Below are 14228 nucleotides of genomic sequence, written 5' to 3'. Positions count from 1 at the left end.
GGCGAAATTCCGCCCCGACTCTTACCGTCAGACAGCGGGTGATCGACGCGGGGTGAGGGGCGGAGGTCCGCTACGTGATCTACGGTGTCCTTGGTGAGCTGGAGGTTCGCGATCCGCGCAGCGGCATGCCGCTGGAGCTGCCGCCCGGACGGCAGCTCAACGTGCTGGCCGCACTACTGATCCAGCCCAACAAGCGCTTGCCGCAGGCCGACCTTCTCCGGATGGGCTGGGGCCGGACCGATGTCGCCGAGGCGCAGCTGCACAAGGCCGTGTCGGGGTTGCGAACCCTGCTGCGCCGCGTCGGCCGCGACGGCGATCTCATCACCCACGCCCGGTTTGGCTACGAGCTGCGGGCCGGCGCCCAGGACCACGACCTGCTCGCCTTCGACGAGCTGACCGGCGCCGCGGAGAAACGCACCGATGACGAGGTCGAGCTGCTGAGCCGGGCGCTGCGGTTGTGGCGGGGGCCGCAGCCGCTGTCCAACATCTCCGCGCCCTGGGCCGGCCACCGCGTCCAGCCACTTCAGCAGCGCCGCAAGAGAATCGCGGTGCGGCTGTTCACAGTGCGGATGCAGCGTGGCGAGTTCGGTGACGTCCTGGACGAATTGCAACCCATCGCCGCCCAGTTCAGCCCCGACCACCACCTGCAGAAGCTTCTGATGATCGCGCTGCATCACAACGGGCACCGGACCGAGGCGGTCGAGTCCTACGAGCAGTACGCGCAGGCCCTGGACGCCAGGATCGGTGACGTGGACGCCGAGCTGCGCTCCATGGCGTACGCGATCAGCAGTGGTCGGGACGACCAGGTGGCGAAGGTGTTCCCGCTGGCCGCGCATCCCGTGCGTGCTGTGGCCGCGGTGCCCCAGCAACTGCCCGCGGCACCGCCGGAGTTCGTCGGCCGCGAGGCGCTGGTGGCTGAGCTGACCTGGTTGCTCGGCGCGGGCAGTTCCTACCAGGTCATGGTAGTGCCGGGACCGGGCGGGATCGGCAAGACGTCGCTCGCTCTGCACGCGGCGCACCAGCGCCGGTCCGACTACCCGGACGGACAGCTGTGGGCCGAACTGCGTGGCACATCGACCGATCCGGCCACGCCGGCCGAGATCCTGGCGCAGTTCCTGCGCTCGCTGAACGTCTCCACCGTTCCCGACTCCCCGGCTGAGCGGGCAGCGCTCTACCGCAGCTTGCTGGCCGACCGGCGGATGCTGGTGGTGCTCGACGACGCGGCCGACGGCGCGCAGATCGCCCCGCTGATTCCGGCCGGTGCCGGCTGCAAGGTGCTGGTGACCGCCCGCCGCCACCTGCCCGACGTGCGCGGTGCGCACCACGTCGGCACGCTGGATCCGTTGCTGGAACCGGACGCCACCGCCCTGTTCGAGTCGGTCGTGGCCGCCTCGCGCATCAACCTGGACGGTGAACGCGAGGCCGTGAGTGAGGTGGTCCGGCTATGCGGGGGCCTGCCGCTGGCGCTGCGGATCGCCGCTGCCCTGCGTGTCCACGACCACCCGCATCCGACCGCAGAACTGGCCCGCCGGCTGCGCACTCACGGGCCCGCGGCGTACGCGTTCGGCGCGGACAGCCTGGCTCGCACCCTGGAGACCGGGCTGGCCCCGCTCACGGCCGCCCAACAGCGGCTCTTCGTCGATCTGGGCCTGCTGCCGCTGCCCACCTTCGGCGCCTGGACAGCCGCCACCCTCACCGGGGACGCCGCTCGGGGCCGGGCAGCGCTGGCCGAACTGGCCGCGGCGTCGATGGTGGAGACCACCGCGACGCGGAGGCCGCGTCGTTTCCGGTTCCATGACCTGACCCGGGAGTACGCGGCCCGTCGCGCCGAGGCCGAGTATCCGGATCCGCGGTCCCGGGAAGAGTTGCTCGGCCGGGTGTGCGCGGCGCTGCTGAGCCTACTGCGACACGCGCACGCCCGGCAGTGCGGCGGGGACTTCGATGTCGTGCACGGCGACGTGGCCGAACCGTCGCTGCCGGCGGACGCCTACGCCGAGGTCGACGACGATCCCCTGGCGTGGTTCCGGGCAGAACGGCTCAACGTCCGAGCAGCGGTCGGCCTCGCCGCGGATCTGGGACTCACCGATTTGTGCTGGGATCTCGCGGTCTCCGCCCATGAGTTCTACACGATCCTCGGACTGCACGACGACTGGTACGCCACGCACACCACGGCGCTACAGGCCTGCCGTAGTGCCGGTGACCGCAGGGGCGAGGGCATCGTGCTGGCCTGTCTCGGCCAGCCCGCGCTGGCCACCGGCGGCAGACGGCCCGGCATCCCCGGGATCGACGAGCTAAGCCGTGCGGTGGAACTGCTGGAGGCCGAGAAGGAGGTACACGGGCTGGCGATCGCGCGGCGCACGCTGGCCAACGCCGTACGCCGCCGCGGCCGGTCCACCGAGGCGCTCACCCTGTTCACTGCGGCGCTGCACGGCTATCAGGCGTCCGGGGACACCGCCGGCCGGTGGCAGACGCTGCGCTTCATCGGCCAGGTGCACCTCGATCGGGGCGAGTACGCGCAGGCGGCCGGCACGCTGGCCCGCGCCGAGGAGGTGGCCGTCGAGCTGGGTCATCCACGATTCCTGGCACAGACCCGGTACTGGGTGGGCTGTGCCGCACTGGCCGTCGGCGACCTGGCGGGGGCACAGCGTGCCTTCACCATGGTGAGCGAGGCATTCGGGCCTGACGACGGCGTCGGCTTCGCGTACGCCATGCACGGCCTCGGCGACCTCGCCAGGCACCGGGGCGACCGGTCCCGCGCGAAGGCACAGCTACTCCTTGCCGCGCAGGTGGCCCATGACCGTGCGGACAGCCTGCTGGAGGGGCGGGTCCGGCTGTCCTTGGCCCTCCTGTGGCACGACGACGGACGGCCGGGCGATCAGGTCTCCGAGCTGGACCGGGCGGCCTGCTGCTTCGCCGGCGCGGACGCCGCCTATCTGGAGATCCAGGCCCGGTCCCGGCTCGCCGCGGTGCTGGCGGCACAGGGCCCGCCCGAGGTCGCACACGCGTCGTGGTCCCGGGTGGAACAGCTGTACGAGGCCGGCGATGTGCCCGCCCACGACCGGGTCACCCCTCTGCCACCCGCGGAAGAACAGCGGTAGGAACACGGCCGACACTCACGACAGCCTGTCCGGGTCCGGCCGTACGTTCGAAGGGCTGATCGTGAGCGACGACAATCTTCTTCTCGGTGAACTGACGGCCCGGCTGCGGGCCGCCCGGACCCACCCACCGGTGACCGACCTCGTTCTCGCCGCCTACCGCGACGCCGAGAGCCTCGACATGCTCCTGGCCGGCGGCGACCCCACCCGCCCGGACCGAGGCGGGCCGGGCGAGACCTACGACCCGGCGAGCGTGTGGCTACGTTCCGTTCAGGTCGAGGGATTCCGTGGCATCGGCCCGCGCGTGACCCTGGACCTACGACCGGCGCCCGGTCTGACGCTCGTCGTGGGCCGCAACGGCTCCGGCAAGTCCAGCCTGGCCGAAGCCACCGAGCTGGTCCTCACCGACGACTCGCAGCGGTGGGCCCGGCGTCCCGTAACCTTCCGGCAGGGCTGGCGCAATCTGCATCACGACGGGCCGACCGGGATCACCATCGGGCTACGGGTCGACGGGCAGGCCCCGGTCGAACTGGGCCGCCGTTGGCCCACGACGGCCACCGATCCCGCCGAGGCCGAACTCACGGTCGCCCTCGGCGGCCGGAGCCGTGCCGCGGATCAGCCACCCGGCTGGCTCGACCGCATCGACCTGTACCGGCCGTTCCTGTCCGCCCGTGACCTGGAGCGGGTGATCACCGCACGACCCGCGGAGTTGTACGACGCCCTGTCCCCCATTCTCGGGTTGGCTCCGTTGTCGGCCGCCGACGGCCGGCTGCAGCAGCGGCGCAGAGAACGCGCCGACCGGGTCCAGGACCTGCGCACGTCGTTCACCCGGTTGCGAAGTGAGCTCGGTGAGCTCGACGACGACCGGGCCCGGCAGGCGCTCGCTGCCCTGGGCCGGCAATCCGCCCGAGCCGACCTGACCGCGCTCGCCGCTCTCGTGGACGGCACGGCCGCAACGGGGGATCAACCCGCGGTGGCAGCGGCACGGCGCCTGATCGGCGCGGAGTTGCCGGACGTGCTCGGCGCGTTCGACACCTTGCAGAAGGCAGAAAGCGAGGGCGCCGCGCTCGCCGGAAGCGACAGCGTGGCGGCCGTTCGCACCACGGACCTCCTACAACGAGCGTTGGACCTGCACCACCACCGCGGCGACCAGCCGTGCCCGGTCTGCCGGACCGGACGGCTCGACTCCGGCTGGCGCGAGAGCGCCGAGGCGGAGATCGCCCGGCTGGGTGCGACGGCCGCAGCCGCACGTGCGGCTCACGACCGGACGTCGTCGGCACGCCACACCGCAGTCCATCTGCTGCGGGCGGCCCGGGACGAGCTCGGCGTGGCGGTCGCGGCCTTGGAGGAGACGCTTCCCACGGCCGCGGCCCGGCTCCGCCTGGCGCTTGCCGATGTGCCGTCACTTGACCACGAGCCGGGCGGCACCGGCGAGCTGGGAGCCGTTCGCCTCGCCTGGCAACCGGTTCTGGCGGCATACGCGGATCTGGCCGAGACGGCGACCCGGTGGCTGGTCAACCGGCAGGACCGCTGGCGTGAACCGGCCGCGTCACTGCGGCGTTGGATCGACGCGGCCGGCATCGTTCGGGCGGAAGCGGACGCGCTGTCGCGCCTGGAGGACGCTCGCACCGCACTGCGCTCGGCGACGGACGCCATCCGCGCGGAGCGGTTGTCCGCGTTCGTCGATCACTCCGAGCAGATCTGGCAGCGACTGCGCCAGGAGAGCAACGTCGAGCTGCACCACATGCGGATGGAGGGTGTCAGCACCCAGCGCCGGGTCAGATTCCCGGTGACGGTCGATGGCGTCGAGACCAACGCGCTGGCGGTGATGAGCCAGGGCGAACTGCACGCCCTAGGGCTGGCGGTCTTCCTGCCGCGGGCGTGCGCGCCGGCCAGCCCGTTCCGGTTCGTGGTGGTGGACGACCCGGTGCAGAGCATGGACCCGGCAAAGGTCGACGGGCTGGCCGAGGTGCTGGGCGCCACAGCGGAAACCCGGCAGGTGATCGTGTTCACCCACGATGACCGGCTGCCCGAGGCGCTGCGCCGACTCGGCGTGCCGGCCACCGTCTGGGAGGTGTGCCGTCGGGCCCGGTCGGTGGTCGAGTTACGCCCGGCTGGTGACCCCGCGGAACGCTACCTCGACGACGCACGGGCACTGGCCGCGGCGAAGGAGTTGTCCGAGCAGGCCCGGTATCCCGTCGTGGCGGGCTTCTGCCGCTCGGCACTGGAGGCGATCAGCATGGATCTCTATCGCACCCGCCGGTACGCCGCCGGGGAGCCCCACGAGACGGTGGAAAAGGCGCTCGCCCGGGCGCACACGCTGCGCCAGCGGCTCGCCCTGGGACTGTTGGACAGCTCGGACCGGGTCGGTGAGCTGTCCATGCACCTGCGCAGCACCTACGGTGGCTGGGCGGCGACCACTGTCACAGCGGCAGCCGACGGCGCTCACGGCACCGCCCGGACGCCTCTGCCTCAGCTCGTCACACGGACCCGCGATCTGGTGACCAAACTGCGATGAGCGCAACGACGAGAACGGTGTATCTCGAGGCGGCGGACCGCCTGCTGCACACGGCGCTGCCCGGCGCCGTGGGCACCTGGCCACGGGCGTGCGCCTGGTTGCTGCGCATCGAACTGGAAACGGCTCTGGACGGTTTCTGGGCCCGGACGTGCCCGGAGGTCGGTACGGCGACCCGTGCGCAGCGAACCAAACTGCTGATGCTGACCGCCTACGCCGATCCGGGCATCACCCGGCGGGCCGGCTACGCCTGGTGGGCACTGTCACGCGCCGGTCACCACCACCATTACGAGCTGGGTGTGACAGCCACCGAACTGGCCCGGCTCCGCGACGAGGTGGTCGAACTGATCAGGCTGCTGCGGGCGCACGAATGAGCCGGACCGGCAGCCCACGGAATACGAACCGATAGGGGTACGCGTGGACCAGGCCAACCGTATCGACGTTCTCGTCATCGCTGCGCTGAAGGAGGAGTACGACGCAGCCAGAGCGGCCGTCGGCGACGTGCCGTGGCATGACCATCGAACCGGCAGCGCCGAACCGTACGCCACGGTCTGGCACCGAGGGCTCGCCGTTGCTCTCGCCCGGCCGGTTCAGATGGGCGGCCGCAGCGTCGGGGCCCTCACCACGACCCTGGTCAACGAACTGCGACCAACCTGTCTGGCGATGTGCGGGGTGTGTGCCGGCAAGCCCGGGGAAACCGCCCCCGGCGACGTCGTCGTTGCCGCACCCGCCTATGAATGGGACGAGGGCAAGCACGCCGGTCCGGCGTTCCTCGCCGACCACCAGCAGTTCCCGCAGGACATCCGCTGGCTGCGAGCGGCGCAGGACTTCGATCCGGCGCCTCTGCCCACCCACGGCGCGGCCACCGCCGAAGAGGCGGATGTCTGGTTCCTGGAGCGGTTGTACCGGGAGCAGAACCCCCGTAAGCATGCGGCCCGCAGCCGGTATCTGCCCGGCCAAGCCTGGCGTGATCGGCTGGCCCGGCTGGAAACCGACGGTTTGATCCGATGGCAGGCCGGAGAACTGGTGCTCACCGACTCCGGCCGTGATCACATCCAGCGCGTCCTCTACTTCGACGACGGCCCGCAGCGGCTGCCGTACCAAGTCGTCGCCGGGGCGATGGCCAGTGGCAGCGCCGTCATGGTGGACCCGGAGATCTGGGACCGGCTGGAGATCAGCCAGCGCAAAATCGTGGCGCTGGAGATGGAGGCGGCGACCATCGCCACGGTGGCCCACGAGCGTCAGGTGCCGCACTGGCTGGTCGCCAAGGGGGTCATGGACCACGCCGACTTCACCAAGGACGACAGATTCAAAGCCTTCGCCGCCCGAGCTTCCGCCGAGGTGTTGTTCGCGCTGCTCGTGCAGTTGCTGCCACCGGCAGCGCCAGAGACCCGGGCCGGCCCGCCGGCGGTCGGGTTCCCCGGGCCGGTCAAGCTGGCGGTGATCCGACGTCTCACCTACGATTGGCCGGATCTGGCCGATGTGGTCGGTGTCCCCTCGTACGAGATTCTCCGGTTCCGCAGTGGGGACGAGCCGCGCGCACTATGGACCTGGATGGAGAGCCGTGGCCGGCTGCTCGAACTGCCGGAGGCGCTGACCGCGATCGGCCGCGCCGACCTCGCGGCACTGCTGCGCCAGAACCGCTGACGGGGCTCACCCCCGGGCCCGGGCCATCACCTCGTCGTCGGTCAGTGGACTGCTCGGGTGGTGGCTCAGGCACATCGGCGTACGCGCCTGATGGGGCACTTCCCCTTCCAGCGCGACATAGAACTCACCTGCGGTGAGGCTGCCGATGCTGGGCACATCACCACCCTTGACCTTCGCCATCTCCCGCGCGGCGTCGATCTGGACCGGTACGCTCAATCGCCCGAAGAAGTGCGTCGCCGCATTGCCGGGAATCCGATTGTGCAGGTTTTTCGGTGCCTGGGTGGCGAAGATCAGCCCGAGGCCGTACTTGCGAGCCTGCGAAGCCAGGGCGAGGGTGCTCTGCGTGCACGCGGTCATCGTGCCCGACGGCGCGAAGGCCTGCGCCTCGTCCATCACGAGCAGGCCCAGCAGCGGCCGGTCCCGCGCCGGGTGCTTCCTGATCCAGGCGAACAGACCCATCTGCAACTGGTTGACGAAACCCTGCCGGGCGTCGTCCCCGGGGATTCCGACCAGGCTGATGACCGAGATCCGAGCGTGTTTGCCGGGAGACGGGGTCAACAGGATCCCCGGATCGGCCGGGGCGCCGCTCCCGCCGAAAAGCGGATCATTGTCCATCGACGCGGTCAGTGTCTGGGCTAGGCTCGCGGCGATCCTGGCCGAATCGTCGAGCCGGCTGACCCCGTCCGGCAGGTCGGCGAGCAGGGCGATGAGCCCGTCGACGCTGCCGGTGCCCTGCCGGCCGTAGTGTTCCACCGCCTTGCGCAGCACCGCCAAGCCCAGGTGCACCCGACTAGTGCGGCCGGTCAGGTTGGCCCTCGGCGCGAGCGCGGTGACCGCCGCCTCCACCGCCGCGTTGAACTCGTCGGCGTCGTCGCGGACCGCACCGAAATCTGGCAGCGGCTGGAAGCTCAGCGGGCGGCCGGCTTCACGCCGTGGCGTCCACGTGATCACCTCGGTGCCGACCAGATACCGCTGGGCGCGTTCGGCGTCGCCCGGCCACCAACCGTCCGGCGGTGCCGGCCACGGGTCGCCGAGGCGAGCCAGGTCGTTGTTCGGGTCCAGAACGATCGCCGAGACCCCCAGTAGGGCGCATTCCTCGATGAGCCGGCGTAACAGCACCGTCTTGCCGGACCCGGATGCGGCGAAGACCGCCGCGTGCTTACGCAGGGATTCCAGCGACACCGGGACCGGCACGTCGTCCTCGACGCCGTACCCGATGATGAAACCGGTGGGCCCCGGGTCCGGCGCAGCCCGATCCGGGGCCTTCGGCTCCTCGGGCCCGGTGTCGCCGCCGATGTGCGGACCCAGGCCGTCGCCGGTCAGGGCCTCCTTGAACAGGGTGAGCTGCTCAGCCGGCCGGTATCGCGCCAGCCAAGCGTGCAGGTGCGCCGGATTCTCGTCCCGGAGGCCGTGCAATGCGGCCAGGACACGCAGATCGGCCTCGTCGACGCGGAGGGTTACACCACCGTCCGACTCCAACTCCTTGATCACCTCCTGGGTCTTGGCCGATTGACTCCACGGGCCGTTGCGCAGCAGAAAAAGCTTGCGCTTGGTGACGTCAGCGGTGAGTCCCGCCGCGGTTCGGGCGCGCCGGATGCGGTGCAGCGCGGCCAGACCATGGTGGGTGTCACTGATGGCCCGGAACGACCAGTGCATCTGATCCTCAGCACGCGACTGATCGGCAGCACCCTCGCGTTCCTCCTCGGAACGGCGGTCCAGGTCACGGCGTAACCGGGCGTGCAGATCCGGCCGGGAGCTCGGTGGCGGATCGATGCTGAAGCCGGCGCTGTCATCGCCGCGTTCGGCCACCCACGCCCGCAGCCCTGCCGCGAGCAGAGCCGGGAACGAACTGTCCTCGGTGTCCCGTTCCAGCGGTGAGGTCACATCGGCGGTACGCCGCAGTTCCTCGAACCGCCGCTCGATCCGGGCGAGTTCGTCGTCGGCGACCACTGGGGCGGTCCTGGCGGATGTTCCGGTCCAGGCCTCCTCGGCCGGCACCTCGTGCAGGCTGGTCAGTTCGCGCACCTGGTCATCGACGAGGCAGGCACGGATGTGCCGGTCGACGGAGACGAGCAACCGGCGGGGTGTGTAGCGCACGGCCTCCTCGAAGACGTGGTCCCGGATCGGCCAGGTCGCATACGGTGGGGTGAACCCCACTGAAGAGAACCGCGGCGCGAAGCGCTTCTCCAGGAGCCTGCGGGCTACCTCCGGGGTCGGGATGCCCTGGGGGATCTCGCAGCGCCGAAAGCGCGCCGGAAACGACGACGGCGCGCGGTCCGCGATCTGATTCCAGGTCGTCGAGAGCGTGGCGACGATCGTCAGGGTACGCCGTGTCGTGTCCCGCAGGTCGATGAGACCGTCGGCCAGCCCAGTCGCCATGAGGGCCAACTGCAGGTGTTGCTCCGCGGCGGAAACCTTGGCCAGGTCCTCCTGCACGGCCGCCTGCGCGACAGCGGTGTCGATCTGGTCGAACGCGATCACCGATGGCCCGGTCGTCGCCAGCAACCAGGACACCTCGCGAACGATCTCCTGGGCGGTCCGGGAGGTATTGCGGATTCCCCACTCCCGGCGCTCGCCGAGTATCCCCTCCTCCGCTCCCGCGAAGAAGTTGTCGGCGATGTCCTGATGTCCCTCGTTGTCCGAGGCACGTAGCGCGAGGGCGCGAAGCGTGTCCCGGCATCGATAGGCGACATGCTGATCGGAATCCCGCAGCCCGGCGACAAAAGTGTCCAGCGCTTCGCGGGTCAGGGTGGTCTCGCCGATGACCGCACGCCGGTCGGCCCGCGGCGCGCCGACCCTCGACGCCAGGCGTCGCAGCAGCAGGCTGAGCTGGGTCTCTCCGCCGGGCACCTCGCGGGCCAAGCCGTCCAGCAGGAAGACCAGCAGGCCGTCCCAGAAGTTTCGGCTGTCCAGGAGGCCGATCAGGAAGAAGTAGCCGCCCTGCTGTTGCACCTGCTCACGAACCCAGCCCAGCAGGTGGGTCTTGCCCGAACCATGCCGTCCCTCCAGTACCAGGCCGATCGGGCTGGAATCGGGGCTCGCGGCGGCGTCGGCGATGCCGTCTCGGATGTCCAGGAACACCGAGTCGTGCAGCCCGTCGATGTGGAAGGGCGAGCGCCGCCACACGTCATCAGGCGCCATGGCCCAGCTGAAACGCAGGGCGGCGAGCGCGGTGCGCTGGGCCTCGTTCATCGCCGACCAATCGCGAGCTTGTGCCGGTCCTCGCCGCCGATGTGGACTGCGGCGCGCCGCTCCGACTCACCCACCCGGTGCATGAACGCCTCCGGTTCGAGAAGCACGTCGCCCGCGTCGAGCAGGCCCGCCAGCGCCCGGTCCAGCTCCGCCTTGGAGACGTCCTGGAGCAGTGGTCGCAGCGCGGTCAGATCGATCCACTCTCCCGGAGACCCGGCCAGTTGCGAGTAGGCCGCACGGATACGCCCGGCCAGATCGGCGGGTTCAACCGACTCGGCCATACCCTCGTGCCCAGCCTCAGCGGCCACGCCGTTACCGGCCGCGGCGGCCGGCCGGTCGCGCGCCAATCGCTCCAGCAGCTGCTGGGAGGCGATCAGTGCGGCCCAGAATAGCTGCCGTTCACCGGCCGAGCGCTTCTCCCCGTCGACCGGTTTACCCTGGTCGACGGTCAATGACACGAGGACGGCCTTCTTGCCGTCGCTGGTGATGGTGTGCCGGTAGGGACGGCGCTTGGTGTCCGAGCTCACGTACCCGGCCGCGTTCAACCGCTCGTAATCCGGGCTAACCAGCCGGACTCCGTACAGCCTGCTCAGTTCGGTGTTGGAGAGTTCCCGGTCTGCCGCCTTCAGGATGATCAGGTACGCGTAGTCCGCAGAGGTCAGCTCGGCCATCAGAGGGTCCTTCCCAGGCACGTTTGGTCAAGGCATGGAGGGCTGGGTGACGAGCGCACCGACGGCGTCCAGCCCGTAGGCCCGCAAGGGAATCAGTGCGGAATGGCCCAGCGCGGTGTGGAGCGCCAGGAGTCGATCGGCGGCGCCGGCCGTGCCCGCGTTCAGCTCAGCCCGCAGATTGGCCTCGTCACGCAGTTCGAACAAGAGCGTGCACAGCCGCAGTGCCGCCTCGTGACTGCCTTCGTCGACCTCCGCCCGCAATCCGGCGATCTCCGACTCGGGGCTCTCACCACGGGTGGTGGCCCGGCGCAACTTCGACAGCCGCAGCTCGGCGGCGCGTTCACCCCGTTCGGCTCGTTCTAGTAGCCGGTCCACCTCGCCCCAACCGGCGTAGAGGTCGGCCAGCGCCTCGGCTGCACGGGGCTCTCCCCGGTCCGCCCGATCGCGGATCTCGTCCAGGTGCCCGCGGTCGACCAGCCGCTCAATGAGATGCTCGGCGGCGATCGCGTCGCCGGCGTCGGCGTCGCGGCGCAGACCGTCACAGACTCCGCCGTCGGCAAGGAACTCCGCGACGACGGGATCCAGCCCGGCGGACCGAGTCCGGCCCGCCGGGCGCATCTGATCGACGCGCCACACGAGGTCCTGGACTTGCGCCAGCTTCCGGGTAGCGATCAAGTCCCGCGGATCGGCGTGCAGGCGCAGCCGCAGCACCTCGAGCGCGGTGTCCAGGCGGTCCTGGCGGACCAGAAGGTCGACCAGCTCGGCAGCCGCCCTGCCATCGCCGAACTCCTCGGCCAGACGCGTCAGCGCCTTCTCGGCGTAGCGGTAACGCAACCGAGCCGAGGCGGCCGCGGCGAGACGGCGCAGGTCCTCCGGTCGACGCAACCCGGTCACCAGCGCCTGCCAGGCTTCGTGCGGCAGCGGTTCGGTGCGCCGCTTGCGCCGCACGTGCTGCGCCAGATAGTCGGCGATCGTGTAGCCCGCGGAGGTGCCCGCGCGACCGTCGTCCACCTCGTACAGTGGCCGCACATCGCCGTAAAGAGGTTGAGTGGCGTGCGGTAACGCCTCGGTGAGCCAGTGGTCGACGGTCGGCACGCGTTGATGCTTCTTGAGATAGCCGTACATGGCCTCGGTCAGCAGAGCCGTGCTCAACGGTGATTGCACGCCCAGCCGATGCGCGTCCGCCGCGACAGTGATCATCGCCTTGGCGTACGCGGTCGGCGGCTGCTCCCAGCACATCACCAGCCGTGGTCCTCCGGCCAGCACTTGGGTCAGCCCGGCTTCGCGGGCATCCAGAGCATCGCGGATCCGGCTGTCCCGCTTGGCGACGTCCTCGGCGGTCGACCGCTCCTCGGCATTCAGCGCATCCGGCACGGGAATCACGAAGGCGCTCTTCACCAGGAGATGGACGTCCTCGCGCCCGGCAGTCCATTTGGCGTATTGATCCGGCCACAGCGTCCCCACCACAAGATTGCCGCGCCGCACCAGCGCACGAATACACTCCGACGTCAGTGGTGGATGGGCGCCGAGGAACTGCTGCAACTCGTCCAGCCAGAAGACGGTCTCCCGCGGCGGCGCATTCTTCGCCTCCAGCAGCTCAGCGGCGTCAGCCGGCTGCAGCAGATCCCATTCCGGCACGAGTTCGTAGATCGCCTCGTACAGCGAACGCGTTTTCCCGCTGGACGACCCACCGACCATGACGACGAAACTCCCCCGGACCGGCAGATTTGTGGCCAGGGCAATACGCAGCCGGGAATCGAAATCCCGCTTCACATAGGCGGGCAATTCATCATCACCGTCGAGGATCGGAGCAGCGCTGTGAATTCCCAACTCCCGCGGGACAGCAAGGTCCACTCTGGGCCGGTCGAGCAACACGACGGAATCCACGCGCTCATCCGGTCGCATCGAGCCCGCCGCAATTCTCGTCCCCAATTCCGAGGAAAGTGCATGAGGTCACGAATGTCCTACCGTTCTGCGAGCCGGACGCCCGACTTCCCCGATCACTCGTCAAACATTTTCGACCGACGATGCAACGAAGGCTAACGCATCGACAATCAAGATCGCCAGCAGCGGAAACCGCTATTCCAAAGCAAATTTGCCCGGCACTTTCGAAAATCCGCAACATAATTCCAGACACTTCTACCGTTTCCCTACCGCGCACATCGACGGCCGCGCGGACCTCAGTGAGTGTTTGAGAAGGCTGTCGCGCGGCGTGTCCCTGGACGCGGCGAAAGTGGTCCGAAGCTGTCCCGGTGGAGCGTGAGCGGCGGTATCCGTCTGACCTGACCGATGAGCAGAGGGATCTTGTCGAGCCGATGCTTCCGTTGATCAAGTCTCCGGGGCCAATTCCGGAGCATCCGCGGCGGGCGATGGTTGATGCGATCTTGTATGTGGTCCGCAGCGGCTGTTCCTGGCGTCAGCTGCCTGTCGATTTCCCGCCTTGGCAGATCGTGTACTGGCAGTTCCAGCAGTGGAGAAACGCCAGGTCACCGAACGGATTCTTGAAGAGTTACGCGAGCAGCTTCGGCTGGGCAAGGGCCGCGAGGCGCAGCCGTCGGTCGGCGTGATGGATTCGCAGTCGGTGAAGGCGGCCGACACCGTCGGCGCAGATAGCCGCGGCTACGATGCCGGGAAGAAGATCAACGGCCGGAAACGGTTCATCGTCACCGACACCCTCGGCCTGCTGGTCGTGGTCTGCGTGATGTCGGCATCCTGGCAGGACCGCGACGGCGCGAAGACAACCCTGCTCAGCACGTATCTGTTCACGCCGATCTTGCACGTGTCGCCGACCAGGGCTTCGCCGGCCGCCTGGTCGACTGGGCCGCGCGGACGATCGACACCACGGTCGAGATCGTCCGTAAACCCGCTGACCAGCGCGGATTCGTCGTACGTTCGAAGGGTGGGTGGTCGAACGCAGCCTCGCCTGGCTGACCGCACACCGGCGTCTGGCCCGCGACTACGAACGCGATCCCGCCGTCTCCGAAGCACTGATCCGCTGGGCCGCGATCAACACCATGGTCCGCCGACTCGACCGCGGGCGGCCCGCCACCCGGCAACGCCGTCGAACCCTCAGCACGCCCGGATAACAGCCCTCTCAAACACTGAGCC

9 protein-coding genes are annotated in these 14228 nt (G+C 69.7%); 6 read left to right on the top strand and 3 right to left on the bottom strand.

Features of this window, described 5'->3' with window-relative positions; translation table 11 throughout:
- The first annotated feature begins 74 nt into the window (after positions 1-74).
- The 4 genes from Acy02nite_RS42650 (at position 75) to Acy02nite_RS42635 (ending at position 7257) form a co-directional block, all read left to right on the top strand.
- The gene (locus tag Acy02nite_RS42650) at positions 75-3098 is read left to right on the top strand and encodes an ATP-binding protein (protein ID WP_203754941.1); all 3024 of its coding nucleotides are present in this window, start codon (positions 75-77) and stop codon (positions 3096-3098) included.
- Positions 3099-3159: 61 nt separating this feature from the next.
- Positions 3160-5613 (top strand): AAA family ATPase, encoded by a 2454-nt coding sequence (locus tag Acy02nite_RS42645; protein ID WP_203754939.1) that lies wholly within the window; start codon positions 3160-3162, stop codon positions 5611-5613.
- Positions 5610-5984 (top strand): hypothetical protein, encoded by a 375-nt coding sequence (locus tag Acy02nite_RS42640; protein ID WP_203754937.1) that lies wholly within the window; start codon positions 5610-5612, stop codon positions 5982-5984. The genes Acy02nite_RS42645 and Acy02nite_RS42640 overlap by 4 nt, the downstream gene beginning before the upstream one ends.
- Before the next feature lie 43 nt (positions 5985-6027).
- On the top strand, positions 6028-7257 hold the full coding sequence (locus Acy02nite_RS42635; protein ID WP_203754934.1) for a phosphorylase family protein: 1230 nt from the start codon (positions 6028-6030) through the stop codon (positions 7255-7257).
- A gap of 6 nt (positions 7258-7263) precedes the next feature.
- On the opposite strand, the gene Acy02nite_RS42630 is transcribed toward Acy02nite_RS42635, so the two are convergent.
- The 3 genes from Acy02nite_RS42630 to Acy02nite_RS42620 are packed head-to-tail and all read right to left on the bottom strand — an operon-like array spanning position 7264 to position 13007.
- Positions 7264-10449 (bottom strand): ATP-binding protein, encoded by a 3186-nt coding sequence (locus tag Acy02nite_RS42630; RefSeq protein WP_203754932.1) that lies wholly within the window; start codon positions 10447-10449, stop codon positions 7264-7266.
- Positions 10446-11120: a hypothetical protein gene (locus Acy02nite_RS42625; RefSeq protein WP_203754930.1), complete on the bottom strand. Its 675-nt coding sequence runs from the start codon at positions 11118-11120 to the stop codon at positions 10446-10448. Before Acy02nite_RS42625 ends, Acy02nite_RS42630 begins: the two co-directional genes overlap by 4 nt.
- Positions 11121-11147: 27 nt before the next feature.
- Positions 11148-13007, bottom strand: coding sequence for a hypothetical protein (locus tag Acy02nite_RS42620; protein WP_203754929.1), 1860 nt, complete (start codon positions 13005-13007; stop codon positions 11148-11150).
- Between the two features lie 428 nt (positions 13008-13435).
- Here Acy02nite_RS42620 and Acy02nite_RS47680 point away from each other — a divergent pair, with 428 nt between their 5' ends.
- A complete protein-coding gene (locus tag Acy02nite_RS47680) occupies positions 13436-13687 on the top strand; it encodes a transposase (RefSeq protein ID WP_369009924.1) in 252 nt (83 codons plus the stop codon).
- A partial coding sequence (locus Acy02nite_RS46960) for a transposase (protein ID WP_239175779.1) occupies positions 13591-14228 on the top strand: 638 nt, incomplete at its 3' end. The genes Acy02nite_RS47680 and Acy02nite_RS46960, both read left to right, overlap by 97 nt.

Source organism: Actinoplanes cyaneus, from assembly GCF_016862095.1.
In the GTDB taxonomy this organism is placed as follows: Bacteria; Actinomycetota; Actinomycetes; order Mycobacteriales; family Micromonosporaceae; genus Actinoplanes; species Actinoplanes cyaneus.
Note: the sequence above shows the minus strand (reverse complement) of the source record. Positions and strands in the feature narration are given on the sequence as shown.

Bases quoted from the DNA above. Each gene is read 5' to 3' on its own strand.
- Acy02nite_RS42640 (WP_203754937.1), top strand. From the start codon at position 5,610: ATGAGCGCAACGACGAGAACGGTGTATCTCGAGGCGGCGGACCGCCTG.
- Acy02nite_RS42630 (WP_203754932.1), bottom strand. From the start codon at position 10,449: ATGAACGAGGCCCAGCGCACCGCGCTCGCCGCCCTGCGTTTCAGCTGG.
- Acy02nite_RS42625 (WP_203754930.1), bottom strand. From the start codon at position 11,120: ATGGCCGAGCTGACCTCTGCGGACTACGCGTACCTGATCATCCTGAAG.
- Acy02nite_RS47680 (WP_369009924.1), top strand. From the start codon at position 13,436: ATGCTTCCGTTGATCAAGTCTCCGGGGCCAATTCCGGAGCATCCGCGG.